23 protein-coding genes are annotated in these 24,916 nt (G+C 74.1%); 8 read left to right on the top strand and 15 right to left on the bottom strand.

Annotated features, from left to right (window positions below; genetic code table 11):
- Nucleotides 1-26: 26 nt before the first annotated feature.
- The 8 genes from AB0D10_RS04880 to AB0D10_RS04845 all read right to left on the bottom strand — a co-directional run bounded on the left by AB0D10_RS04880 (nucleotide 27) and on the right by AB0D10_RS04845 (nucleotide 7,664).
- On the bottom strand, nucleotides 27-1,307 hold the full coding sequence (locus tag AB0D10_RS04880; protein ID WP_360251319.1) for a multidrug effflux MFS transporter: 1,281 nt from the start codon (nucleotides 1,305-1,307) through the stop codon (nucleotides 27-29).
- 274 nt (nucleotides 1,308-1,581) lie between these two features.
- Nucleotides 1,582-2,064, bottom strand: a complete 483-nt coding sequence (locus AB0D10_RS04875) for a hypothetical protein (protein WP_360251316.1) — start codon at nucleotides 2,062-2,064, stop codon at nucleotides 1,582-1,584.
- 498 nt (nucleotides 2,065-2,562) lie between these two features.
- Nucleotides 2,563-3,441, bottom strand: a complete 879-nt coding sequence (locus AB0D10_RS04870; RefSeq protein ID WP_360251313.1) for an alkaline phosphatase family protein — start codon at nucleotides 3,439-3,441, stop codon at nucleotides 2,563-2,565.
- Nucleotides 3,442-3,740: 299 nt separating this feature from the next.
- Entirely contained in the window at nucleotides 3,741-4,511 is a 771-nt protein-coding gene (locus tag AB0D10_RS04865) for an ATP-grasp domain-containing protein (protein WP_360251761.1), read from the bottom strand.
- 50 nt (nucleotides 4,512-4,561) lie between these two features.
- The gene (locus AB0D10_RS04860; protein ID WP_360251310.1) at nucleotides 4,562-4,936 is read right to left on the bottom strand and encodes an ADP-ribosylation/crystallin J1; all 375 of its coding nucleotides are present in this window, start codon (nucleotides 4,934-4,936) and stop codon (nucleotides 4,562-4,564) included.
- 73 nt (nucleotides 4,937-5,009) lie between these two features.
- Nucleotides 5,010-6,197: an acyl-CoA dehydrogenase family protein gene (locus tag AB0D10_RS04855; RefSeq protein ID WP_360251307.1), complete on the bottom strand. Its 1,188-nt coding sequence runs from the start codon at nucleotides 6,195-6,197 to the stop codon at nucleotides 5,010-5,012.
- A gap of 400 nt (nucleotides 6,198-6,597) precedes the next feature.
- Complete coding sequence (locus tag AB0D10_RS04850; RefSeq protein ID WP_360251304.1) at nucleotides 6,598-6,909, bottom strand: AzlD domain-containing protein; 312 nt, start codon at nucleotides 6,907-6,909, stop codon at nucleotides 6,598-6,600.
- Nucleotides 6,906-7,664, bottom strand: a complete 759-nt coding sequence (locus AB0D10_RS04845; protein WP_360251301.1) for an AzlC family ABC transporter permease — start codon at nucleotides 7,662-7,664, stop codon at nucleotides 6,906-6,908. Before AB0D10_RS04845 ends, AB0D10_RS04850 begins: the two co-directional genes overlap by 4 nt.
- A gap of 210 nt (nucleotides 7,665-7,874) precedes the next feature.
- Between AB0D10_RS04845 and AB0D10_RS04840 the strand changes: the two genes are divergently transcribed.
- Nucleotides 7,875-8,474, top strand: a complete 600-nt coding sequence (locus tag AB0D10_RS04840; protein WP_360251298.1) for an XRE family transcriptional regulator — start codon at nucleotides 7,875-7,877, stop codon at nucleotides 8,472-8,474.
- Nucleotides 8,475-8,518: 44 nt separating this feature from the next.
- On the opposite strand, the gene AB0D10_RS04835 is transcribed toward AB0D10_RS04840, so the two are convergent.
- Entirely contained in the window at nucleotides 8,519-10,540 is a 2,022-nt protein-coding gene (locus tag AB0D10_RS04835) for a cholesterol oxidase substrate-binding domain-containing protein (RefSeq protein WP_360251295.1), read from the bottom strand.
- Between the two features lie 395 nt (nucleotides 10,541-10,935).
- Between AB0D10_RS04835 and AB0D10_RS04830 the strand changes: the two genes are divergently transcribed.
- Complete coding sequence (locus AB0D10_RS04830) at nucleotides 10,936-11,712, top strand: carbon-nitrogen hydrolase family protein (protein WP_360251292.1); 777 nt, start codon at nucleotides 10,936-10,938, stop codon at nucleotides 11,710-11,712.
- Nucleotides 11,713-11,859: 147 nt separating this feature from the next.
- Nucleotides 11,860-13,266: a class II fumarate hydratase gene (locus AB0D10_RS04825; protein WP_360251289.1), complete on the top strand. Its 1,407-nt coding sequence runs from the start codon at nucleotides 11,860-11,862 to the stop codon at nucleotides 13,264-13,266.
- Between the two features lie 153 nt (nucleotides 13,267-13,419).
- On the opposite strand, the gene AB0D10_RS04820 is transcribed toward AB0D10_RS04825, so the two are convergent.
- On the bottom strand, nucleotides 13,420-13,866 hold the full coding sequence (locus AB0D10_RS04820) for an SPW repeat protein (protein ID WP_360251286.1): 447 nt from the start codon (nucleotides 13,864-13,866) through the stop codon (nucleotides 13,420-13,422).
- Nucleotides 13,867-14,092: 226 nt separating this feature from the next.
- Between AB0D10_RS04820 and AB0D10_RS04815 the strand changes: the two genes are divergently transcribed.
- Together AB0D10_RS04815 and AB0D10_RS04810 are read left to right on the top strand one after the other, a co-directional pair.
- Nucleotides 14,093-14,647, top strand: a complete 555-nt coding sequence (locus AB0D10_RS04815; protein ID WP_360251283.1) for a PadR family transcriptional regulator — start codon at nucleotides 14,093-14,095, stop codon at nucleotides 14,645-14,647.
- 42 nt (nucleotides 14,648-14,689) lie between these two features.
- Nucleotides 14,690-16,405 carry an acyl-CoA dehydrogenase family protein gene (locus AB0D10_RS04810; RefSeq protein ID WP_360251280.1) on the top strand — a complete coding sequence of 572 codons (1,716 nt, stop codon included), beginning with the start codon at nucleotides 14,690-14,692 and terminating at the stop codon, nucleotides 16,403-16,405.
- Nucleotides 16,406-16,580: 175 nt separating this feature from the next.
- Here AB0D10_RS04810 and AB0D10_RS04805 read toward each other — a convergent pair whose 3' ends face one another.
- Entirely contained in the window at nucleotides 16,581-17,273 is a 693-nt protein-coding gene (locus AB0D10_RS04805) for a response regulator transcription factor (protein WP_360251277.1), read from the bottom strand.
- Nucleotides 17,274-17,552: 279 nt separating this feature from the next.
- Between AB0D10_RS04805 and AB0D10_RS04800 the strand changes: the two genes are divergently transcribed.
- Nucleotides 17,553-19,649 (top strand): ATP-binding protein, encoded by a 2,097-nt coding sequence (locus AB0D10_RS04800; RefSeq protein ID WP_360251274.1) that lies wholly within the window; start codon nucleotides 17,553-17,555, stop codon nucleotides 19,647-19,649.
- 141 nt (nucleotides 19,650-19,790) lie between these two features.
- On the opposite strand, the gene AB0D10_RS04795 is transcribed toward AB0D10_RS04800, so the two are convergent.
- The 4 genes from AB0D10_RS04795 to AB0D10_RS04780 all read right to left on the bottom strand — a co-directional run bounded on the left by AB0D10_RS04795 (nucleotide 19,791) and on the right by AB0D10_RS04780 (nucleotide 21,625).
- Nucleotides 19,791-20,018: a hypothetical protein gene (locus AB0D10_RS04795; protein WP_360251271.1), complete on the bottom strand. Its 228-nt coding sequence runs from the start codon at nucleotides 20,016-20,018 to the stop codon at nucleotides 19,791-19,793.
- A 53-nt stretch (nucleotides 20,019-20,071) separates the two neighbouring features.
- Nucleotides 20,072-20,737: a cupin domain-containing protein gene (locus AB0D10_RS04790; protein WP_360251268.1), complete on the bottom strand. Its 666-nt coding sequence runs from the start codon at nucleotides 20,735-20,737 to the stop codon at nucleotides 20,072-20,074.
- Between the two features lie 82 nt (nucleotides 20,738-20,819).
- Nucleotides 20,820-21,230, bottom strand: a complete 411-nt coding sequence (locus AB0D10_RS04785) for a hypothetical protein (protein WP_360251265.1) — start codon at nucleotides 21,228-21,230, stop codon at nucleotides 20,820-20,822.
- Complete coding sequence (locus tag AB0D10_RS04780; RefSeq protein WP_360251262.1) at nucleotides 21,227-21,625, bottom strand: hypothetical protein; 399 nt, start codon at nucleotides 21,623-21,625, stop codon at nucleotides 21,227-21,229. The genes AB0D10_RS04785 and AB0D10_RS04780 overlap by 4 nt, the downstream gene beginning before the upstream one ends.
- Before the next feature lie 357 nt (nucleotides 21,626-21,982).
- Here AB0D10_RS04780 and AB0D10_RS04775 point away from each other — a divergent pair, with 357 nt between their 5' ends.
- Nucleotides 21,983-23,422, top strand: a complete 1,440-nt coding sequence (locus AB0D10_RS04775) for a phosphoribosyltransferase family protein (protein WP_360251259.1) — start codon at nucleotides 21,983-21,985, stop codon at nucleotides 23,420-23,422.
- Between the two features lie 241 nt (nucleotides 23,423-23,663).
- Nucleotides 23,664-24,878: a 4-hydroxyphenylpyruvate dioxygenase gene (gene hppD, locus AB0D10_RS04770; protein ID WP_360251256.1), complete on the top strand. Its 1,215-nt coding sequence runs from the start codon at nucleotides 23,664-23,666 to the stop codon at nucleotides 24,876-24,878.
- Nucleotides 24,879-24,916 lie beyond the last annotated feature (38 nt).

Below are 24,916 nucleotides of genomic sequence, written 5' to 3'. Positions count from 1 at the left end.
TGCCGCCGGCCCCTCAGCTCCCGCCCTCAGCCGCCCGCCACCGCCACGGCCGGCCGCGCCGGCCGGCACAGTGCCAGGTACGCCACCGTCGCCAGAACCCCGCAGACCAGGACCACCAGCGCCAGCAGCGCCGCGGAAGGCCGCCCGCCGAGGCTGCTCAGCGGGGCCACCACCGCCCCGACCAGGAAGTTGCCCGTCCCCAGCAGCGCCGACGCCGTGCCCGCGACCTGGGGCTCGACCAGTCCCAGCGCCTGCGCGGCGGTGTTCGGCAGGAGCACCCCGAGGCTGCCCATCATCACGAACAGCGGCGCGCAGAACCCGACCAGCCCGAGGTCCCACACCGCCGTCAGCAGCACCAGCGCCACCCCGGCGGCCACCGCCACCGCCAGGCTGCCCAGCATCAGCGCCCGCGGCGTGAAGCGCGGCGCCAGCACCCGCCCGTTCAGCTGCGTCATCACCACGATCGCGACCGAGTTCAGCCCGAACAGCAGGCTGTAGGTTTGCGGCGAGACCTGGTACGCGTGCTGGAGCACCGTCGACGACCCGCTGATGTACCCGAACAGCGCCCCGAAGGCGAGGGAGCTGGTCAGCGCCAGCCCAAGGAACGGCAGGTCGCGCAGCAGCCGCCCCATCGTCCGCAGGGTCGCGCCCACCCCGCCGCCGTCCCGGGCCTCCGCCGGCAGCGTCTCGCGCAGCGCGCCGAACGCGACCAGGGTGAGCAGCAGGCCGAGCGCGGTGAGCGCGCCGAAGGTGCCGCGCCAGGAGGTGAACCGCAGCAGCTGCGCGCCGACGATCGGGGCGAGGATCGGCGCCAGTCCCGATATCAGGGCGATCGAGGCGAGGAACCGCAGCAGCGCGACGCCCTGGAAGCGGTCCCTGGAGATGGCGCGCGCGATCACCAGTCCGGCGGAGCCCGCCGCGCCCTGGACGAAGCGGGCGGCGATCAGCACCGACAGGTTCGGTGCGAGCGCGCACACCACGCTGGACAGGGTGTAGGCGACGAGTCCCACGAGCAGCGGCGGGCGCCGCCCGAAGCGGTCGCTGAGCGGTCCGAAGAGCAGCTGTCCGACCGCGACCCCGAACATCGAGAAGGTGAGGGTGAGCTGGACGGCGGCCGGCTCGGCGGCCAGGTCGTCGGCGATCGCGGGCAGGCCCGGGAGGTAGAGGTCGGTGGTGAGGGGTCCGAGCGCGGTGAGGCCGCCCAGGACGGCGATCGTGACCCAACCGGTGCCGGCCCGGCCGGTGGCGGGTGTGGTGACGGCAGCGGTCGACGTGTCATCGGCGGGGCCGACGGTCGGGCCGGGCATGGCTCTCCTCACGGACGGGGCGACGAGGGATTCGTTCGCACTCCGTCCTACCGCAGGCCGGGCCGGTTCCGACAGCAGGGGGTGCGTCAGGGTGCGACCGCCACCCGCACGCGCCGACGAACCGTACACGCACGACGGCGGCGCACACCCGCGCGACGGCGGCGCCTACCCGCACGGCAGCGGCCCCCGAGCATGCGGCAGCGGCCCGCCCGCACCTCCCGGTGCCCGACGGGCCGCTCGGCCGTCCGGGGAGCCTGATCCCCGGTCAGCACGCTCAGTGCTTGGCGACGTGCTCGGCGCGCAGCGCCGCCTGTACGGCCGCGCCGTCCTGCCAGGCGTAGAGCTGGTTGCCGTTCAGCGTCACGTTGTAGTGCCCGCAGGTGCCGCTGGCCTTGGCCGCGACGTTCCCGGGGAACCAGCCGGCCTTGAGCGACATCGGCACCGGGTGCGCGGCCTTGCCCGGCTGCCCGGCCGTGCAGCCGACGGGCAGCCGCCCCTCCGGGAGGGTGGCGCGCAGCAGGCGGTCGTCGCCCGTGGTGGACATCAGGTACTGCACGCCGGAGGCGTTGTCGGGCAGCCAGGCCGGGATCGAGTGGCGCTCGGCCTTGGCCTGGGTGCCGGTCGCGTACGAGGCCTGCTCCTGATGGCGCTCGTCGTACCAGTCGGACAGCCGCGGGCCGATTGCCACCACCGCCACGGCCGCGGCCATGCCGGTGCCCGCGACTCCCAGCGCGACCTTGCTCACGATGCCCTTCATGCCCGACTGTCCTCTCCGTGTCGTTGCCGCGTGTCCGCTGCCGGCCGCCCCGCTGTCCGCTGCCGAGCGGCCGTCCCGTTTCCGGTCCGGGCGACGCGCTCCGCCGTCCGGTGCAACCATCGTGGCCCGTGCCGCCCCGGCGGAGCGTCACCACCAAGTCGCGATCTTGGCTCCATCCCACGGGGTACCGTCTCCACCTTCAGGCGTATGCCCTTCGGCAGAGGCTCCGGTTCCCGCGGGCCCGGGGACGCGGCGGCCCGGGACACGGTTCCCGACGGCCCGGGTGCGTGCCGGCCCGGCGCTCAGGTTGGCACGCACGGATCGAGCGGCGCCCGAGCCCCGATCGAGCCTCGCTCAAGCGCGGCCCCAGCGCAGCCGGGCCTGCTGCACCCGGGGCATCGTGGGTCGGCACCGGCGTCAGCCCCCGGGGTCGACTCGATGGCGGCCCGGTTCGCCCCGGCCGCCGTGGCCGGCGTGGTCAGCCGGGTCCCGCGCGGCTCAGACCGTCACGGGCACCGGGCGGGCGACCGGGAAGGGGCGGCCGTCGAGGGTCCAGTGCGGGTCGATCGGGCGCAGCAGGGAGGCGTACACCTGGGCGGCGACGTCCGGGTGGCGGATCTCGCCGGCGGGCGGCCCGGCCGGGATGTCGTGCCCGGCGCAGGCGACCCAGGCGGTCCGCTCCTCGACCGTGCGGCCGCCGTGGCCGCCGGCGTCGACGTGGCCGTGGTCGGTGACGACGATGACCGTCCACTGCTCCTCCGCGTACGAGGCCCGGCCGCGGACGGCGTCCAGGAGCCGGCCCAGACGCTCGTCGGCGGCGCGCATGGAGGCCCGGTACTCGTCGCCGCAGCCGAGGAAGTGCGCGGTCTCGTCGACGGCGCCGAGGTAGACGAAGGAGGCTTCGGGGTCGGCGGTGCCGAGGACGTGGACGGCCTCCCGGGTGACCTCCTCGTCCACGGCCTCCCAGGCCTCGGGGGTGTCCTCGGCCGGGGCGACGTAGGAGAGCCGGCCGGGGGCGCGGAAGAGCGGGCCGCCGGACTCGTTGATCATCAGCGGGTCCCAGCCCGCCGCGACGAAGGTGCGGCGGCGGTCGCCCCGGTTGAGGCGGGTGGCGAAGTCGGGGAAGACGTCGAGCCGGTTGCCTGCCAGGTGGTTGCCCCACACGCCGTGCTTGGCGGGCTCGACACCGGTCACGATGGTGGCCCAGCACGGCCCGGACATGGTCGGCGTGGTGTCCGCCACGGTGACCGGCACCAGGAACCCGGCCTCGCCGACCTCCTGGAGGCGCGGCATCGGCACCTCCGTCAGGTAGTCGTACCGGACGCCGTCGATCCCGACGACGAGCACCCGGGGGCGGGGCCACTGGACTGCGGACATGGCGGGGGTTCCTTTCGGTCGTGCGCACGGTCGGCCGCGCCCGCCGGGGGCACCGCCGACCGCGCCATGCTCCACCGGCCGCCGTACCGGACGGCGTCGCACCGGCGAACGACGGGTGTCCTGCGGGTGTCGGACCGACGTCCGCGTGCCGGTCGGACGGCCCGCGGCCCCCGGGCCGGTCAGGGCGGGGTCCGATCGGGTCAGGGCCGGTCCGTGCCGGTCCGAGTGGCATCGGGTTCGAGCCCGCCGAGGGTCCGGGGCCGCCGAGGGCCCGGGGCCGCCGGGCCGCCGAGCGGGCGTCAGGCCGCCGTCCGGACGAACCGGCGGTCGGCTTCCGCCAGCTCGGCGGCCGGTCCGGCGGCACGCAGCACGACGTCCAGGACCCGCTCCGGGTCGGCGGCGTAGCAGTGCGCGAACCACGGCAGGTTGGCCTCCACCACGGCCCAGTGCTCGGCCGGGTCGTAGGGGTCGGCGATCGGTCCGACGTCCAGCGCGACCGCGCCCGGCAGGGTGTCGCCGACGGCGGCGAGCAGCCGGCGGCCGAAGGCGACGGCCTCGGCGGTCAGCGGTGCCGGGTCGAGCCGGCCGAAGCGGGCGTAGCGGCTGCCGGTGAGCACGTCGCCGTCGCGGACGAACAGCCGGTACTCGGCGGCGAACGTCACCGGTTCACTGACCAGCACGGGTGTGTCCGGGCCGATCCGCTCGCCGGTGCGCGGCAGCCGGGATCCGTCCGGGTAGACGGCGGGCGGCAGCGACTTGTCGGCGGGCGGCTTGACGAACGCCGGGTGGCGCAGCGTCCAGGCCTCGGCGAGGGTGGTCAGTTCGATCCGGCGGCGGGTGAACTCCTCGGGGAGGCGGGCGAGCCAGTCGTCCTCGGGTTCGAGCAGGGCCAGGCCGAGCGGCGCGGCGATCCGGGCGGCGGTGAGCGGCCCGCCGTACCAGTGGACGGGTCGCCCGGCGAGCCGCTCGACCGTGTCCGGGCCGTCGAGGACGGCGGTGGTGAGGCCGCGTCGGGCGGCGGCCTCGGCGAGCAGGACGGTGGTGCTGGTCCGCTGCGCCGAGGTGAGCAGGACGCGGCCGGCCGTCGCCGGCCCGGACGCCCCCGCGGGGACCGGCCCGATCACGGCTGCGGCCGGAACGCGTGGACCACCTCGATGCGGCCGACGAGGTGCCGGTTGAACTCGGCCAGTTCCTCGGCGGGCACCCAGAGCTCCAGGATCGTCCGGCCACCGGCCTGCCGCACGGGGTAGCGGGCGAGGAACCCGGTCTCGACCTCGAAGCGGGTGACGTAGCCGACACCGGATGCCGGCACATTCCAGTCCCGGGCGATCCGGATCGCGTAGTCCTCGTTGAGGACGGGGTAGAAGATCGGCTGGTCGGGCAGGCGGGGCGGCCAGGCACGCCAGTCGGCAGCCTCGACCAGCGCCAGTTCCCGGGGGCCGGTGGGGCGCCAGAGAGTGGTGGCCGGGGGCGGCTGGACGGGCTGGCTGGTCATGGCAGGGGACGGTAGCCAGGCCCCGACGGGTCCGGCCACCGGATTTCTCCTGCTCACCGGGGTGGACGGCCCGTCAGCGGTAGGCGGCCTCGCCGGTGATGGCCTCGCCGAGGACCAGGGTGTGGATCTCGCTGGTTCCCTCGTAGGTGAGCACCGACTCCAGGTTGTTGGCGTGCCGCAGCACCGGGTACTCGGTGGTGATTCCGTTGGCCCCGAGGACGGTCCGGGCGCTGCGGGCGATCTCCAGTGCGGCGCGGACGTTGTTGAGCTTGCCGAAGCTGACGTGCGGCGCGCGTGCCGCGCCCTCCTCCTTGAGCCGGCCGATCCGCAGCGCCACCAGGTAGGCCTTCTCGACTTCCAGCATCATCTCGACCAGCTTCTGCTGGGTCAGCTGGAAGCCGGCGATCGGCCGGTCGAACTGGATCCGGCTCTTGGCGTAGTCCAGGGCGGCGGTGTAGCAGTCGCGGGCGGCGCCGACGGTGCCCCAGAGGATGCCGTAACGGGCCTCGTTGAGGGAGGAGAGCGGTCCGCGCAGGCCGACCACCCCGGGGAGCACGGCGTCGGCGGGGAGGACCACCTCGTCGAAGGCCAGCTCGCTGGTGACGGAGGCGCGCAGGGAGAGCTTGCCGTGCACGTCGGTGGCGGTCAGGCCGCGGGCGCCGCGCTCGACCAGGAAGCCGCGCACGCCCTCCTCGGTCTGCGCCCACACCACGGCGACGTCGGCGATGCTGCCGTTGGTGATCCACATCTTGCTGCCGGAGAGCACCCAGTCCCCGCCCTCGCCACCCTTCCGGACCGCCCGGGTGCGCATGTTGGCCGGGTCCGATCCGAAGTCCGGCTCGGTGAGGCCGAAGCAGCCGATCAGCTCGCCGGCGGCCATGCCGGGCAGCCAGCGCTGCTTCTGCTCCTCGGAGCCGAAGGCGTGGATCGAGCGCATGGCGAGCGAGCCCTGGACCGAGACGAAGCTGCGCAGCCCGGAGTCCGCCGCCTCCAGCTCCATGCAGGCCACGCCGTACGCCACCGCACCGGCGCCCGCGCAGCCGTAGCCGTCGAGGTGCATGCCGAGCACACCGAGGGCGCCGAGCTCGGGGGCGAGTTCGCGGGCCGGGAAGACGCCGCGCTCGAACCAGTCGCCGATGTGCGGGCGGATCCGCTCCTCGGTGAACCGGCGGACGGTGTCGCGGATCAGCCGCTCCTCGTCGGAGAGGAGGTCACCGACGGCGAGCAGGTCGGCCGGGTCGATCCGGGTCGGCTTCGTCATTGAAGCTCCTTGTGGTCTCGGCGGAGTACCGGCGAGTATTCCGCACCCGGCCGGGCGGTGGTGGGCGCGAGCGAGTGAGGAAAGCGACATGGGCGGCTTCGGGGCCGGGGACGGGTACGCCATCGGCCTGCTGACAGCGCAGGAGCTTCCCGGCGCGGCGGGGGAACTCGCCGCCCTGCCGGTGGAGACACCGCGCACGACGGCAGCTCGCTGTGCTTCCTCGCGCCGCCGGACCACGGCGAGGCCACCGCGTGGTGGCGGGCCCTGGGCCCGGACGTCGCGGACGGCCGGCTGCTGCTCCGGACGGTCCGGGCAGGGGCAGACGGGCGGCCGGGACGGTGCAGTTGCGCCCGGCGAGGACGGCGATCGTCCGTCGGCGGCCCCGCTCAGCCCACCCCGCTCAGCCCACCCCGCACAGCCGGAGCACCGCCGTCGTCGCCGCGCCCGCCACGACCACCAGTGGGAACGGCGCCCGGCGCAGGGCCAGCACCCCCGCGACCAGCACGCCCACCGGGCGGGCCCAGCCCGCGAAGCCGTGACCCTGGGTCAACGCCCCGGTCGCGACCAGGGCGACCAGCAGCAGCGCCGCCGCGACCGCCAGCAGGTGCCGCAGCCGCTCCGAGAGGGCGAGTCGGCCACCGAGCAGCGGCCCGGCGAGGCGGAACGCGTACGTCCCGACGGCCAGCAACAGGACGGCGTACAGCGGCATCATCGGACCGCCTCCTTCTCCACCGGCGCCATCCGCTCCGGCGCCTCCACCGACTCCGACCCCACCCCCGGCCCCGACCCCGCCGCCGCCGGCCCTGGCCGCCCGGCGAACAGCAGGCCGACGAGGGCGAGCAGCACCGGCAGCCCGGCCGGAACGAACGGCGTGGCCGCGACCGCCACCGCCGCGCCCACCACCGCCGCCGTACGGGTGCGCCGGTTCGTGAGCGAGGGCAGGACGAGCGCGAGCAGCACCGCGGGGAACGCGGCGTCCAGGCCCAGCGCGTCCGTGTCGCCGATCAGCCCGCCCGCGCCGGCGCCGAGCAGCACCGAGAGGTTCCACACCACGTAGAGGGCGATCCCGCAGAGCCAGAACGCGGCCCTGCGGCGGCGCGGCTCGCCCTGTTGCAGGGCGAACGCCGCGGTCTCGTCGGTGATCAGCTGCGCGCCGAGCACCCGCCGCCACACCGGGCCGTCGAGGACGTCGGCCACGGTGAAGCCGAAGGGCAGCAGCCGGGCATTGAGGACGAGTCCGGTGGCGACCGCCGCGAGCGCGCCGCCGCCGGACAGTACGACGCCGACCGCCGCGAACTGGGAACCGCCGGCGAACACGAGGACGGAGAGCGCGATCGGCACCCAGAGGGGCAGACCGCCGGAGACGCTGATCGCGCCGAAGGAGGCGCCGACAAGGGCGTCGGCCAGGCAGACCAGAGCGATGTCACGAAGGGTGGCACGCTCCAGTGTTCGGAGTAGCGAACGCATGTCCATTAGAGTGAACCCTCTGCGACGGGTTCGTCAAGGCGAACGATAGGACCGCCAGACCGAACGCCCGCTCCGGGGCTCCCCTCAGGTCCGGACGGCCGTGACAGCATGAACGGCACCGGCGCCACCGGAAGCGGCGGAACCGGCCGCAACCCGGCGTCGGCAACCGGTGGGCAGCGCAGGAGCCAGAGGAAAGCGTGAGTGGCGAGCATGAGTGACCAGACCACCCCGGCCACCCCGGCCACCGCCGCCGGCGGCTCCGGAACCGAGCTGATCGGCCAGATCGCCGCGTCCATCCGGCGTGAGCGCGAGCGCAGCGGGCTCTCGATGGCCGAGCTGGCCCGGCGCGCGGGCATCGCCAAGTCGACGCTCTCGCAGCTGGAGTCGGGCGCGGGCAACCCCAGCGTGGAGACGCTCTGGGCACTCGGGGTCGCGCTGAACGTGCCGTTCAGCCGACTGGTCGACCCGCCGCGGCCCGCGGTCAAGGTGATCCGGGCCGGCGAGGGCCCGGTGACCCACTCCGAGCGCGCCGACTACGCCGCGACCGTGCTCTCCTCCTGCCCGCCCAACGCCCGGCGCGACATCTACCGGATCGAGGCGCAGCCGGGCGAGACCAGGGCGTCCGACCCGCACATGCCCGGCACCGTCGAGCACGTGATGATCGGTGCCGGCCGCGCCCTGGTCGGGCCGACCGAGGCACCGGTCGAACTGGGCGCGGGCGACTACGTCAGCTACCCGGGCGACGCCCCGCACGTGTTCCGTGCCCTCGACCCCGACACCCTGGCGGTGATCGTGATGGAACACATCTGACGCCGCTTCTGACGCCCGTCACATCGGCTGATCCCTCGGCGCCGTCACTTCAACAGCCCGTCCAGGAAGGGGTTTCCGAACACCCGGTGCGGGTCGTGCCGGTCCAGGACGGCGACCGCCTCGTCCCAGCCGGGTCCGCCGCCGGCCCGCAGGCTGTCGGGGATGGCCCGGTCGATCAGGTCCCGGTCCGACCAGGCCGCGTCGGCGGTGTAGGCCCAGCCCTTCGACCACTCGACCCGCAGACCCGCCCGGGTACCGTCGAAGGTGCGCAGCAGCCACTGTTCCAGGTCCCGGGCGAAGCGTTCCAGCCCGGGGGTGCCGGGGAAGGCGAGGACGTCGAGCCAGACCGCCGTGTCCCACTCCGGGCGGTCGGCGCGCGGGCGCAGCGCGGACAGCAGTGGGGGCCGGGCACCGGGGACGCCGGAGGACGCGGGGTCGTCCAGGCCGGTGACCCTGATCTCCACCGCGCCGTTCACCGGGTACTCGCCCCGGGCCTGGTGGTCGGCGAGCGACTTCCGGTAGTACGCGGCGAATTCGCTGACCACCCACTGCAGGTCGGCGCGCCGGGTGAGGACCGCGTAGCCGTTGGCGGTGACCCGCAGGGTGCTGGGGCGGACGTACTGCAGCAGGGTGCGCGAGGGCCCCCAGAGGTCCGAGCGCAGGCCGCCCGCGAGCAGGTGGGTCAGCACGTCGCCGGTGAGCAGGCCGCGCAGCAGGTCTCCGGACAGGAGGACGTCCGTGAGGTCACCGGTGAGAGCCACCTTGGCGACCAGGTACTGGAGTTGACCGAACAGCGGGGCCGATCCCCAGGCGCCGGCGACGATTTGACCGGCGAGCCGGGCCACCGGCTCCGGAACGACGTCCGAGAAAGGGTAGTTGTACGGCTGGTCGACGGTGAGGGAACCGAGCGGCTTGGCCGGGGCGACGCTCCAGGTCTTGAGCCAGGGGTAGTCGGTGTAGGCGAACCAGATCGCCTCGGCCCGTCCGTCGCGCTCCACGAACTCGGCGAAGGTCCGCGGGCCACCACCACCACCGAGAACGCCGCCACCGCCGCCGAGGACACCGCCGAGGACGCCGCCCAGCACTCCCCCGAGCAGCCCGCCGCCGTCGTCACCGCCGGAGGCACCCGGGCGGGCGAAGAGTTCGCTCGCCGGGATGTCCAGCCGGCTGACGCAGCGCAGCGGCCGGTCGGCACCGGCGCGCAGGACAACCTCGGTGAGGAAGGCCCGGCCCAGGTGCACCAGGAAGGCTGCACTGTCGGCCTCGGACCGGTCGAAGCTGCGCAGGGTGTAGCGGCCGGTGTCGGGGTCGAGGACGACGGCGGTGAGCCGGACGACCTGGTTGCTCACCGAGCCGTAGCCGTGTCCGTCCGGCCGCACCTCCCCCGCGGCGGGGACGGCGGTGCCGTGGCCGCCGATCGCGAGCACGCCGCCGAGGGTGAGCTCGCCGGGGGCCGGACACGCGGTCAGGCCGAGGCCCCGGCCGGCCAGGTGCGCGAGCAGGGCCTCCATGGTGGCGCCGGTCTGCGCCCGGACGGTGGTGGGGGAGTCGGCGGTGACGGCGGTGAGGTGCCGGCTGGTGTCCACCAGCAGGACGCGGGCGCTCTCCGGGGTTCGGTCGGCGACGGTGAGCGGCGCCCAGGTGTGCCGGTAGCCGCTGGCGCGCAGGCGCCAGCCGTTGGCGTGCGCCCAGTCGGCGAGGGCCGGAACCTCCTCGGGGGTGCGGGGAGCGCACGTCCACAGCTGGTCGGTGCGGATCTCGCCGGACCAGTTCTGGAAGACCCGCTGGTAGAGCTCGGTGCCGGCGGGGAGTCCGGGCGGCGCGGGCGTGGTGGCCCGAGCGCTGTCCGGCCCGACGGCGCCGCGCAGGATCCAGGCCGCGCCGCCGAGCGCGGCCGACGCGCCGAGCAGTTGCCGCCGGGTGAGGCCGCTCCCGGCACCGCTCCCCCGGCGCGGCGCGGCGCCGCCCTCCGTCCCGCCGCCGCCTTCGCCCGCCGCACCGACCGCTCCGCCGTCGGCTCCGCCCCTCGCGTCCGCGCCGTCTGTCGCGTCGTGTCGCCTGGTCATCCGTCCGCCCCCTGTACTGGTCCCCCCGGGGCCTGGTTGCGGCTTCCGGGCCGGGCCGGCGGTCCCCCGGCCCCGGGGAGGAGCGTACGAAGGGCCGCACGGCGGTTTGAGGCGGACCGCCCGGTGTCTCACTCGTTCGAGTGAGTGCGGGCCGGTCGGCCCGTGGGAGTCCCGGGCGTGGGTCAGGCGGCGCTTCCGTCCTCCGGGGCCGGCCGTTGCGAGGCTTCGCGGCGGGCGCATAGGTTGATCTTGACCACCCGAGACCACCCGAGACCCCCCCCCGGAACCCCGCCGGAACCGACCCGGAACCGCTCCGGCCTCGTCCGGCCCCGTCCGGCCTCGTCCGGCCCCGTCCGGCACGCACCCGCTCGAACCCGATCGCCAGGAGTTCCGCCATGCCCTCGTCCGCGCCGCTGACCGTCGCCGTCGCCCAGCCCGTCTGCGTCGCCCCCGGAGAGCCGGAGACCGTGTCCGACAACGTCGAGTTGCACGCCCGGGCCGTCCGGCAGGCCGGGACCCGGCTGGTGGTCTTCCCCGAACTGTCGCTGACCGGCTACGACCTGACCGCGCCTGCCGTCGACCCTGCGGACTCCCGCCTCGCGCCGCTGGTCGCGGCCTGCGCCGAGGCCGGGGCCGTAGCCCTGGTCGGCGCACCGGTCCGGGACGTCGACGGACGCGAGTCCATCGCCACCCTGGCGGTCACCGGCGAGGGCGTCACCGTCGTCTACCGGAAGTCGCGCCTGCACGGAGCCGAGGTCGAACGCTTCACCGCCGGTGAGCAGCCGGTCGTCCTGGAACTGGACGGCCTGCGGCTCGGCCTCGCCGTCTGCGCGGACGCCGCCGATCCGGCCCACGCCGAGGAGGCCGCCGCGCTCGGCATCGACGCGTACGTCGCCTCCACCCTGTACGGGCCCGGTCCCGCACAGGCCGCGCGCCGGGACGGGCACGGCCGGGAGCGCGCGACCGCCCACGGGGTGTGGTGCGTGCTCGCCACCTCCGCCGGGGCCACCGGCGAGTTCCCGGACAGCTCGGGCGGCTCCGGCTTCTGGGCCCCCGGCGGCGCGCTGGTCGCCCAGGCCGGCACCGCGCCCGGCGAGCTGGTCCGCGCCGAGTTGGACCGCGTCGCCCCGGACCGCGCCGCCCCGGACCGCGCCGAGCGGCCCCGACCGTAGGGCCGACACCCGGCCGACCCGGGGACCGGCCGTGGGAACCGTCGGAACCCCACACCCCCGCCGGAAATACCCGGGCCCCGCTCGCGGCTGTCGTGATCGGATGTCCGTTCCGGGCCGGACCGGCCCGTACAGGAGGTGCAGCGCGCGATGGGTGACGAGCAGGCGAAGCCGCAGGAGTACCGGGTCGAGCACGACTCGATGGGTGAGGTCCGGGTGCCGGCCGCCGCGAAGTGGCAGGCGCAGACGCAGCGGGCGGTGGAGAACTTCCCGGTGTCCGGGCAGCGGCTGGAGCGCGCGCACATCGCGGCGCTGGCCCGGATCAAGGCCGCCGCGGCGCGGGTGAACGCCCGCCTCGGCGTCCTGGACGAGGCGACGGCGGAGGCGATCGCGTCGGCGGCCGAGGAGGTCGCGGACGGGCGCTGGGACGCCGAGTTCCCGGTGGACGTGTTCCAGACCGGCTCGGGCACCTCGTCCAACATGAACACCAACGAGGTGATCGCGACCCTGGCCGGGGAGCGGCTGGGCCGCCCGGTCCACCCGAACGACCACGTCAACGCGAGTCAGTCGTCCAACGACGTCTTCCCGTCGTCGATCCACATCGCCGCCACCGCCGCCGTGACGCACGACCTGATCCCGGCCCTGGAGCACCTGGCGGAGGCGCTGGAGCGCAAGGCCGCCGAGTTCGCCCGGGTGGTCAAGTCGGGCCGTACGCACCTGATGGACGCGACCCCGGTCACGCTGGGCCAGGAGTTCGGCGGCTACGCGGCGCAGGTGCGGCACGGGCGGGAGCGCCTGCTGGCGACCCTGCCCCGGGTGGCCGAACTCCCGCTCGGCGGAACGGCCGTGGGCACCGGGATCAACACCCCGCCCGGTTTCCCGGCGGCGGTCATCGCGGAGGTCGCCCGCGTCACCGATCTGCCGCTGACCGAGGCCCGGGACCACTTCGAGGCGCAGGGCGCACGGGACGCCCTGGTCGAGCTGAGCGGTCAACTGCGCACGGTGGCGGTCGGGTTCACGAAGATCGCGAACGACCTGCGGTGGATGGGGTCCGGCCCCCGCACCGGGCTCGGCGAGATCAACCTGCCGGACCTGCAGCCCGGTTCGTCGATCATGCCGGGCAAGGTGAACCCGGTGCTGCCCGAGGTGCTGCTGATGGTCGCCGCGCAGGTGGTCGGCAACGACGCGACCGTGACGCTGGCCGGCGCGAGCGGCAACTTCGAGCTGAACGTGATGCTTCCGGTGATCGCCCGCAACGTGCTGGAGTCGGTACGGCTGCTCGCCAACAGTGCGCGGCTGCTCGCGGACCGGACGGTGGACGGCATCACCGCCAACGTCGAGCGGGCCCGGGAGTACGCGGAGTCCTCGCCGTCGGTGGTGACGCCGCTGAACCGGTACATCGGGTACGAGGAGGCGGCGAAGGTCGCCAAGCAGTCGCTGGCCGAGCGCAAGACGATCCGTCAGGTGGTGCTGGAGCGCGGCTACGTCGAGCAGGGCAAGCTCACCGAGGAGCAGCTGGACGAGGCGCTGGACGTGCTGCGGATGACCCGTCCGTAGCGGCCCGAACACCCCCGGCGCCTCCGGCGCTCCGACGGCTCGGGGACGCCCCGGCAGTTCGGGAAGGCCCGGGACGCCCCGGCCTCCGGACGTGCGCCCGGGGCGCGGTGGGCGGTCGCGCCCTCCGCGCCCCGGGCAGGGCTGCGGGGAAGGTCAGCCCCGGGCTCGGCCGGCCCGGCCGCGCCGCATTGCCGCTCCGTTCGACGTCATGGTGGCCATCGAGATCGCCGCGAGTCCGAGCAGGAACATCACGGCACCGACGATGATGCAGGTGACGATGTTCTTGCCGTGCGCGGCGGAACCGGAGACCGCCCACGGGGAGATGATCGTCCAGGCACCGAGCGCGGTGGCCGCCCAGGCCCTCGCGTGGGTGCGTTCGTAGGCCGAGCCGTAGCCGGCCATCAGCGCCGTGTAGGCCAGACCCACGATCAGGCAGGTCACGGTCAGGGTGCTGAACGCGGTGAAGCCGACGATCCATGGCGATGCTGCCAGGAAGAGGCCGGCCAGGATGGCCAGGGCTTCGATGCCCTGGGCGCGGGGGGTCGAGGTGACCCGCTCGTAGTGTTCGCGCAGTTCGACGATGTCCGGATGGTGCTCCATGCCCGTCGGGATATGGGTTGCCACCGATACCACCTCCTGTGGTCCGGAACGTGGAAGGCCTTCGCCCGTAAAGGCGCGTGCCTCGTACCCATTCTGTCCCTTCTCTAACGTTTTGCACCCAATTGCCGGTAATGATCGATAACCATCCGATCACGCCGGTGACCTGCGTCTCAACGTCGCGGGGTGCCATTGCCTATGCAACTCGTTGCATAGCAGGATGCGGGTCATGGCACTGGAGCACGCGATCCTCGTCTCGCTGCTGGAACAGCCCGGCTCCGGCTACGAGCTGGCCCGGCGCTTCGACCGCTCCATCGGACGCTTCTGGACCGCCACCCACCAGCAGATCTACCGGGTGCTGCGGCGCATGGAAGCGGACGGCTGGGTGGCCGCGCAGGAGGTCACCCAGGACGGGCGCCCGGACAAGAAGGTCTACTCGGCGGCCGACGCCGGACGGGCCGCGCTGTCCGACTGGCTGCGGCAGCCGGTCGAGCCGGAGACCGTCCGGCACGAGCTCGCGGTCAAGATCCGGGCCGCCGCCTTCGACGACCCGGCCGCGCTGATCCCCGAGGTCGAACGCCACCGCGAGGGCCACGCCGCCCTGCTCGCCCGCTACCTGCACGGCGAGCAGCGGGACTTCCCCGACCTCGACGCGCTCGGCACCCGCCAGGAACTGCAGCACGTGGTGCTGCGCGGCGGCATCGAGTTCGAGCGGATGACCCTCGCCTGGCTCGACGACGTGCTCGCCACCCTGCGCCGCCTCGCCGGCGACCGGCCGTCCTGACGGCCCACACCCTCGCCCCTCTCGACACCCAGGAGCCCCGTGATGCTCTTCAACCCGCGCACCTACGACCCCGCACAGTTCGACGAGCCGACCCGCCGGCTGCTGCGCGCGACCGTGGACTGGTTCGAGTCCCGCGGCAAGAAGGCGCTGATCGACACCTACATCGACCGCACCTGGTACGCCGACTTCCTCGAATTCGCCGCGAAGGAAGGCCTGTTCGCGGAGTTCCTGACCCCGTCCGCGGCCGACCCCGACAAGCGCTGGGACACCGCGCGGATCGCCGAGCTGAACGAGATCCTCGGCTTCTACGGCCTCGGCTACTGGTACACCTGGCAGGTCACCATCCTGGGTCTCGGCCCGGTCTGGCAGAGCGAGAACGAGGCCGTCCGGGCCCGCGCCGCCAAGCTCCTGGCGGAGGGCCACGTCATGGCGTTCGGCCTCTCCGAGCGCTCCCACGGCGCCGACATCTACTCCACCGACATGATCCTCACCCCGGACGGCGAGGGCGGCTTCACCGCGACCGGCCCCAAGTACTACATCGGCAACGGCAACGTGGCCGGCCTGGTCTCGGTGTTCGGCCGCCGCTCGGACGTCGAGGGCCCCGAGGGCTACGTCTTCTTCGCCGCCGACAGCCGCCACGAGGCGTACCACCTGGTCAAGAACGTGGTGAACGCCCAGATGTACGTCAGCGAGTTCCGCCTGGAGGACTACCCGGTGCGCGCCGAGGACGTGCTGCACACCGGCCAGGCCGCCTTCGACGCCGCCCTGAACACCGTCAACGTCGGCAAGTTCAACCTCTGCACCGCCTCCGTCGGCATCTGCGAGCACGCGATGTACGAGGCCGTCACGCACGCCCGCAACCGGGTGCTGTACGGCAGGAACGTCACCGACTTCCCGCACGTCAAGCGGGAGTTGACCGACGCGTACGTCCGCCTGGTCGCGATGAAGCTGTTCAGCGCGCGGGCCGTGGACTACTTCCGCACCGCCTCCGCCGAGGACCGCCGGTACCTGCTGTTCAACCCGATGACCAAGATGAAGGTCACCACCGAGGGCGAGAAGGTCATCGACCTCATGTGGGACGTCATCGCGGCCAAGGGCTTCGAGGCGGACACCTACTTCGACAAGGCGGCGAAGGACATTCGCGGCCTGCCGAAGCTGGAGGGAACCGTCCACGTCAACCTGGCGCTGATCCTCAAGTTCATGGGCAACTACCTGTTCGCCCCGGCCGACTACGCCCCGGTGCCGACCCGCCTGGACGCCGCCGACGACGCCTTCCTGTTCCGTCAGGGCCCGGCCCGCGGCCTCGGCGCGATCCGCTTCCACGACTGGCGCGCCGCCTACGACCGCCACGCGCAGCTGCCCAACGTCGCCCGGTTCCGCGAACAGGCCGACAGCTTCTGCGAGTTGCTTCTCAGCCACGCGCCCAGCAAGGAGCAGCAGGCCGACCTGGACTTCCTGCTGGAGATCGGCCAGCTGTTCGCGCTGATCGTCTACGGCCAGCTGGTGCTGGAGCAGGCCGAGTTGACCGGCCTCACGGCGTCCGACGCGGGCGGCGACGTGCTGGACCAGCTCTTCGACGCTCTGGTCCGCGACTTCTCCGCGCACGCCACCGAGCTGCACGGCAAGGCCTCCACCACCGAGGAGCAGGCCGCCTGGGCGCTGGCCAACGTGCGCCGCCCGGTGTCGGACGCGGCACGGGCCGCCCGGGTGTGGGAGCAGGTCGAGGCGCTCTCCGGCGCGTACGAGATGCAGCCGTAACGGGATCGCAGGCCTGAAGGGCCCCGGGGGTGCCGGTCGGCGGACCGGCACCCCCGGTTTCACGTCCGCCGCGACGGCTACGCGCCCCGGGGGCTTCGGGCCCTCAGGCCCCGAGCCGTTACGTCGGTCGTCGGCGAGGCCCCGAGCCGGTGCGTCAGCGCGTCGGCGCGGCGCCTCAGCCGTCCCCGAGGCCCATGTCCCGGGCCCGGGCCACCGCCTCGGCGCGGGTGGCGACGTGCAGCTTCTCGAAGATGTGCGTGATGTGGTTGCGGACGGTCTTCTCCGCGACCACCAGCTCCCGGGCGATCCGCCGGTTGTCCAGCCCGCGCGCGACCAGGTCCAGCACCTCCGCCTCGCGGGCGGTGAGGTCCGGGAACAGCTGCCCCGCCTCGCGCATCCGGGCCCCGGCCAGCAGGGCGGTGATCCGCCCGGCCACCTCGCCGCCGAACACCGCGCCGCCCGCGGCGACCGTCCGGACCGCGTGCAGCACCTCCTCCCGGCCCGCGCCCTTGACCAGGTAGCCGCGCGCGCCCGCCTGGAGCGCGGCGAGCAGGTTGCCGTCGTCGTCCGACATGGTCAGCATCAGCACCGGCGGCGGCGCCTCCCGGGTGGCGAGCCGGCGCACGGCCTCCAGCCCGGAGCCGTCGGGCAGCGAGAGATCCATGATCACCACGTCGGGGCGGTGCCGGTCGACCGCCTCCGGCACATCGGCGACCCGCTCGGCCTCGGCCACCACGAGGACGCCGGCGGCACTCTCCAGCGCCGCCTTGAGACCCTCCCGGAAGAGGGGGTGATCGTCGACGATCAGTACACGGACGGGCGCTGCTGCGACCGGGCCCGAGGGTGCCCCCGACTGTTCTTCATCCACACGGCCGACACTACCAGCGGCGAACCGGCTACTTTCCGTGACATGCTCGGAAGTCGTCCGCGTGGCGGGCGGTGCGGGAACCGATCCGGCACCGGAACCGGGAACCGGGGACAGGATCCGAGACCGCTGCCTCAGGCGCCCGGGACACCGGGCCCTCGAAACTGGAATCCGGTTTGGTCCACGCCGCCGGCCGGCCCGCCGACCGGGAGTCCGCACCGCCGGGGGTCCGTACCCACCGGGGTCCGTCCCGCCGGCCCGGCCTGACTGCGAGGTGGTGCCATGAGCACGCCGACCCCCGCCCGGCGTCGCACGCCGGCCCAACGACAGCTCACCGCCGCGGCAGTCGTCACCGCGGTCTGCCTCGTCGCCGCGACGCTGTGGATCTGCTACGTGCTGGTGCACCTGGGCGATCCGAACGTCCACCAACCGCGTGACGAACTCGCCATCCTGGTCTACGCCCTGCCGACCGCCGGGGCGGGCATGCTGCTGCACGCCCACCGCCCGGGCAGCCCCCTCGGCTGGGTCATGCTGGTCTACGCGCTGACCGACATCGTGGAGTTCACGGCGGCCGCGCCGGTCTGGGTCGAAGTCACCGACCCGGGCATCGTCGGCGCCGTCGCCGTCCTCGACGCGCTCTGCAGATCGGTCAACGTGACGATCTTCTACGTGCTCCCGCTCTGGCTGCCGGACGGCCGGCTGACGACGCGGCGCTGGTGGTGGTACATCGCGGCCGTGGCCGTGTTCGTGGTCCCGGAGATGTCCCAGCGGCTCGCCCTGCCGAAGGCCTTCGGGCGGCCCAACCCGTTCGCCGGCAACGCCCCGGCGCACTACTTCGGCGTCGCCACCGACGCGCTCGGCGGCCACGACCTGCTGGTCAGCGAATGCCTGATCGCGATCGTCACCGTCGTCCTGCTGACCCGCCTGCTGCGTCCGCGCCGCCACAAGGGTGACCCGGAGGAGCTGCGCCGACACCGGCTGCGGGTCGCGGCGATGCTCGGCGCATACCTGCTCTGGGCCGGGATGCAGGACATGTACTCGCGGACCTGGACCGCGCACTACTGGCGCAGCTACTCGCTGTTCGCCGTCGCCGGGCTGGTGTGGGCGCTCGCGGTGGCGTTCCTGGTCGTCCGCGACCACGGCTGGCGGCTCGACCGGGCGGCCCGCAGCGTGCTGATCGGGCTGATGCTGGGCACCGGCGTCACCGCGCTGTTCGTGGTCGCCGCCGCCGTGCTCTCCACCTGGCTGCTGCCCGGGCACGGCGGGGCGGCCCTGCTGCTGATCGCCCTGATGTACGCGCTCGGCGCGGTCCTGCCCCGGGCGGCGCGACGGGTCGTCGCCCTGGTCGACCGGCTGTACTACGGCGAGCGTGCGCAGCCCTACCAGGTGGTGCGCACGCTCGCCGGGCGGTTGCGGCAGGTCGTCGACCCCGCGCGACTGCCGGAGGCGCTGTGCGCGACGGTCGCCGAGGAACTGCGGCTGCCCGGGGTCACCCTCGCCGTCACCACCAGGGCCGGGCGGCGCACCCTGGCCATCGCCGGACGGCTGGACGGGCGCAGCCAGGACTTCGCACTGGTCCACAACGGGCTGCCGATCGGCGACCTGACCGTCGGCCTGCGCGCGGGCGAGGAGCGGCTGGAGGCCAGCGACATCGACATCCTGCGCTCGCTCGCCGACCAGGCCTCGCCGGCCGTGGCCTCGCTGCGGCTCCAGGAGGACCTTCAGGCCAGCCGGGAGCAGATCGTCGCCGCGCGGGAGGAGGAACGGCGGTGGCTGCGGCGGGACATCCACGACGGACTGGGACCGGCGCTGGCCGGACTGCGGCTGCGGGTGGACAACGCCGCCACGTCGGCCGACGACGGGCTCTCGGACACGCTGCGCGGGGTCTCGGACGGCCTGGGGATGACGATCAAGGAGGTCCGCCGGATCACCGACCGGCTCGGGCCTGCGCCGCTCGGCGAGTTCGGACTGGCCCGGGCGGTCCGGCAGTTGGCGGACACCTTCAGCGGGACGGGGCTGACCGTGACGGCGGAGCTGTCGCCCGAGCCGCTGCCGGAGCTGCCGGCGGCGGTGGAGGTCGCGGCGTACCGCATCACGGCGGAGGCGCTCAACAACGTGCTGCGGCACGCCCGGGCCCGGACGGCGCTGGTGACGCTGCGGGTGGACGACGAGGCGCTGACGCTGACGGTGCGGGACGACGGGGTGGGGTACCGGCCGGACGGGGACTCCCCGGTGGACGGCGGCAGCGGGGTGGGGCTGAGGTCGATGGCGGACCGGGCGGCGGAGATCGGCGGGCACTGCTCGGTCCGGTCGCTGCCGTCGGACCGGGGCACACAGGTGCTGGCGGTACTGCCACGCTCGGCGACGACGGACCGGTGACGGGCCCGACGGCGGACCGGGCAGCAGTCGGCAGATGACGGACGACGGACGGCAGGCAGCGAACGGCGAACAGCTGACGGATTTCGGAATCCGTCAGCTGTTCGCCGTTATTCGTCGGCCGGGATCAGCCGTTCGGGTCGGTCAGGCACCGGGGGTCGGCGGCTTCGTGCACGTACCGGTCTGACAGCCGATGCCACCGCCATCCGGAGTCGGGGTCGGGGTCGGGGCCGGTCCTCGCGACAGCGCGTTGCTGCCGCCGGAGGCCGGGGCCGGGGACGAGCAGGCATGGCGCACGGCCGTGGCCGCCGCGATCACGCCCGCGACCACGCCGGCCGCACAGATCGCCGTGGTGAGCGGGTTCGTTGCCATGAGGTGGTACTCCTTGATCTTCCAAGAGACCGATCGAGGTCGATCGCCCGGTCTCAACTCTGCGGACGGACGCGCCCCGAGCGCATGGGCTTGGTGTCCCATTCCGGTCCCGACTCGGCGCCGGGGGCGCCGATCCGGCCCAGCACGACGGTCACCGGTTCGCGCGATCCGGCCCGGAGGCCGTACCGCTCCTTCGCCCTGACGTAGACCAGGTCGCCGGCGCGCACGGGCACCTCGCCGAGTTCGCCGAGGAAGGCCCCGGCCCCGGACAGGACCAGCAGGAAGGCGTCGGCCGCGCGGTCCTCGTACGGCCCGCAGAGGCCGCCGGGGTCGAGGTCCACGACGCCCACGTCGACCTGCCGCCAGGTCTTGGCGGACTCCGGGCCCGAGCGCTGGGCCGGGATGGCCCCCCGGGAGGGGGTGGGACGGACGGTGAGCACGGTGGTCGGCGCTCCCCGGACGGCGGTGAGCCGGCAGCTGCTGCCGGGCCGGTGGTGCATCGCCTCGCCCGGGGAGAGGATCCGGCCGGCCGCGAACAGCCGGCCGGACAGCACCACGGTCACCGACTCGGCCGACTCGTAGGGGAGTTGGTCGACCCGCACGCCGGGCGGCAAGGTCTCGACGGTCAGCCCGGCGCGGACGGCGGGCCGCTGGTCCGGGTCGATCAGCCGCCGGAGGACGGGCGCGGTGCGGGGGACGGCCGCGGGTACGACGATCACGAGAGGTCTCCTCGAACGGGGACTGGCAGGGCCGGTCGGGGACGGACGGGTGGGTCAGGGCCGGTCCCGGCGGGCGGGTGGGTCAGGGCCGGTCCCGGCGGGCGGCACGGCGCCGGGCCAGGGCGGCGCGGGTGCCGGCGGTGTGCCGGGGGACGGCGAGGGTCAGACAGAGCAGTTCGGCGCCGAGAGGCCCGGCTTCGAGCTGCAGCGTGCGGCCCCGACGGGCCAGCAGCAGATCGCCTTCGGAGGCGAGGTGGTCCGGCTCGTCGGTGAGCCGGCCGACCACGGCGGCGCCGCGCAACACGTGCAGGACGGTCTCGGCATCGGGCCGCCCGGTCAGCTCGTGGTGGGCACCGGGGCTCAGCCGCAGGTGGTCGAAGGCCTCGCAGGCGCTGGCGAGCATCGGGCGCCGAGCCAGGGAGCGGATCCGGACGCGTTCGCCGTTCGGGCCGAGGACGACCATGGCGGCGCCGGTGTCGGTGGTGACGATCATGCGGGTTCATCTCCGCTCGAAGGGGTGCGGACGTCGGCGGGGACGGTCAGGACGGCGTGGAAGTACTCCATCCCGGCGGTGCCGGCGGTGAGGACGGTCCGGGTGCCGAGCGGGAGGACCACGGCGGTGCCCTCGACGAGGGGGGTGCCGCGGTCGCGGGGCCCGTCGTCACGGTCGTCCGGCGAGGCGTCGCGCCGCAGTGCGTTCCCGGGAGGTTCGGCGAGTCCGGAGCCGGCGGTGACGTAGAGCGCGTGCTCGACGCCGTCGGCGGCCACCTCGGTGCTGCGGCCCGGTTCGAGCCGTTGCAGGCCGACGCCGCGCAGCGGTCCCGCGAGCATGCGGCCGGGGTCGACGGCGCCGCGTCGGCGCAGGTCGGTGATGACGGTGCCCGGCATGTCGGGCGCTCCTTCCGGTCGCCGGCGGGCCCTGCGGTCCGCCTCTGCGATCCACGGTCCGGCGCCCGCTGTCCCGGCCGCACGGGGGTTGCGTCCCGGCTCGTTCCCTACGTGATCCCGGCCCGTTCCCGACGTGATCCCGGCCCGATCCCGACGTGATCCCGGCCCGCGCCGGGCCCGATCCCAGTCGCTTCCCGGCCCGATCCCACGCGTTGCCCGACCCGGTCCCGACCCGAGCCCGACCCGAGCCCGACCCGGCCCCCGGCCCCCGGCCCGGCCCAGGTCGGCCCTGGCCGACCCCGGGCCCGGGCCCTCCCGGCCCCCGGAACGACGTACGGTGGAACCGGAGGTCGTGTCATGCACGTCACCGGATCCCACTTCACCCATTTCGCCGACCGCACCGACGCCGGCCGGCGGCTGGCCGCACGCCTCGGGGGCCTCGGCGGCCCCGGGACCGTCGTCGTGGCGCTGCCGAGGGGCGGGGTGCCGGTGGCCGCCGAGGTGGCCGTAGCGCTCGGGGCACCGCTGGACATCTGCGTGATCCGCAAGCTCGGCGTGCCGTACCAGCCCGAGCTGGGCATGGGGGCGATCGGCGAGGACGGCGTCCGGGTGCTGAACGAGCAGGTCATCCGGCTCGCCTCGGTCACCGATGACCAACTGGCGGGGGTGGAGCGGCGCGAGCGCGCCGAGCTGGAGCGGCGGGCCCGCCGGTACCGGGGCGACCGCCCGCCCGCGGACGTGCGCGGGCGCACGGTCGTCGTGGTGGACGACGGCATCGCCACCGGGTCCACCGCCCGGGCGGCCTGCCGGATCGTCCGGGCGCGGGGCGCGGCCCGGGTGGTGCTCGCCGTGCCGGTGGCGCCCGTGGACTGGACCGACCGTCTGGAGGAGGTCGCCGACGAGTTGGTCTGCGTCGACACGCCGTCCCCGTTCTTCGCGATCGGCGAGTTCTACGCCGACTTCTCGCAGACCGAGGACGAGGAGGTGCTGCGGCTGCTCGCCGAGGCCCGCGCGCGGGAGCGGGACGGGGCCGGGGACGGGGCCGGGAACGGGATCGATGAGGGCAGGGACCGGGCCGGCGGTGAGGAGGGCGGGGACGAGTCCGGGGACGGGGTCGACCGCGAGCTGGTGCTGCCCGCCGCCGGGGCCGGCCTCGCGGGCCGGCTGACCGTCCCGGCGGGCGCGTGCGGCGTCGTGGTCTTCGCGCACGGCAGCGGCAGCGGGCGGCGGAGTCCGCGCAACCGCCACGTCGCCGACCGGCTGAACCGGGCCGGGCTGGCCACGCTGCTGTTCGACCTGCTCACCGAGGCGGAGGAGTCGGACCGGCGGAACGTGTTCGACGTCGGGCTGCTGGGCTCCCGGCTGACCGCCGTCGCCCGGCGGCTGGGTGCCGGGAACGGCACCGGGGACGCCCCCGTGCCCGAGACCCGGGGCCTGCCGCTCGGCCTGTTCGGCGCCAGCACCGGCGCCGCCGCCGCGCTGCACACCGCTGCCGAACTGGGCCCGGCCGTGCGCGCCGTGGTCTCCAGGGGCGGCCGCCCGGACCTCGCCGGGGCGGAGGCACTGGGCCGGGTCAGCGCGCCGACGCTGCTCGTGGTCGGCTCCCTGGACACCACGGTCCTCGACCTCAACCGGCGGGCCGGAAGCCGGCTGCGCTGCGAGAGTGAACTGGTGGTGGTGCCGCGCGCGACCCACCTGTTCGAGGAGCCCGGAGCCCTCGACGAGGTCGCTGAGCTGGCCCGGAACTGGTTCCTGCGACACCTTGCCGGGCACCGGTCCGACACCCGGAACCCCTGAACGACCCGTGAACACCGATTGCGCAGACTTCGTGCATCACCCCGGATCGGCAGCACATTTTGCGCAGTGTGAGCTGGGAAAATCTGTTCAGCTTGTACACATTGAGCAGTGAAAAACCGACCTGTTGCCCAACCACCCCGACAGGAGCAAGCTCTCCGCAACCGCACCGCCCACCCATCCGCGGTGTGGCCGCGATCCAGCGGAAGCCTCAAAGCCGAGGCCCGAAGTGGAGGAACGACCGATGACCACGCAGTCCCACGCCCTTGAGCTGACCCCCGAGGAGCGCGAGGCCGGTCTTGACGCCGACCAGCTGCGCCGCCTCGTCGGCCTCGTCGAGCACGACGCGGCCGCCGACCCGTTCCCGGTCACGGCCCAGGACGCGGTCGTCTTCGTCGTCGGCAACGCCACCCAGACGGCCCAGTTCTACCAGGTCGTGTTCGGCATGGAGCTGGTCGCCTACTCCGGTCCGGAGACCGGCCGCCGCGACCGCAAGGCGTACGTGCTCCGCTCCGGCTCCTGCCGCTTCGTGATCAAGGGCGGCGTCCAGCCGGGCAGTGCCCTGCTGGACCACCACCGCCGCCACGGCGACGGCGTCGTCGACCTCGCCCTGGAGGTCCCGGACGTCGACAAGTGCATCGAGCACGCCCGCGCGTCCGGCGCCACCGTCCTGGAGGAGCCGAACGACGTCTCGGACGAGAACGGCACCGTGCGCCGCGCGGCCATCGCCACCTACGGCGAGACCCGGCACACCCTGATCGACCGCTCCCGCTACCACGGCCCCTACCTGCCGGGCTACGTCGTCGCCGAGAGCAAGGTGAAGCACCCGGAGGGCTCGCCCAAGCGCCTCTTCCAGGCCCTCGACCACGCCGTCGGCAACGTCGAACTGGGCCGGATGAACGAGTGGGTGTCGTTCTACAACCGCGTCATGGGCTTCGTGAACATGGCCGAGTTCGTCGGCGACGACATCGCCACCGAGTACTCCGCGCTGATGTCCAAGGTCGTCGCCAGCGGCAACCACCGGGTGAAGTTCCCGCTCAACGAGCCGGCCATCGCCAAGAAGAAGTCCCAGATCGACGAGTACCTGGAGTTCTACACCGGCCCCGGCTGCCAGCACATGGCGCTCGCCACCAACGACATCCTCACCACCGTGGACGTGCTGCGTGCGCGCGGCGTGGAGTTCCTCAACACCCCCGACGCGTACTACGACGACCCGGAGCTGCGCGAGCGGATCGGCAAGGTCCGGGTGCCGATCGAGGAGCTGAAGAAGCGCGGCATCCTGGTCGACCGCGACGAGGACGGCTACCTGCTGCAGATCTTCACCAAGCCGATCGGCGACCGCCCGACCGTCTTCTACGAGTTCATCGAGCGCCACGGTTCGCTGGGCTTCGGCAAGGGCAACTTCAAGGCGCTCTTCGAGTCCATCGAGCGCGAGCAGGACCGACGCGGCAACCTGTGAGCGTCGGAGAGCTCTGACGAACGGTCGAGGAGGACCAC

Origin of the sequence: Kitasatospora sp. NPDC048545 (genome assembly GCF_040651155.1) — a bacterium.
GTDB lineage: Bacteria > Actinomycetota > Actinomycetes > Streptomycetales > Streptomycetaceae > Kitasatospora.
Note: the sequence above shows the minus strand (reverse complement) of the source record. Positions and strands in the feature narration are given on the sequence as shown.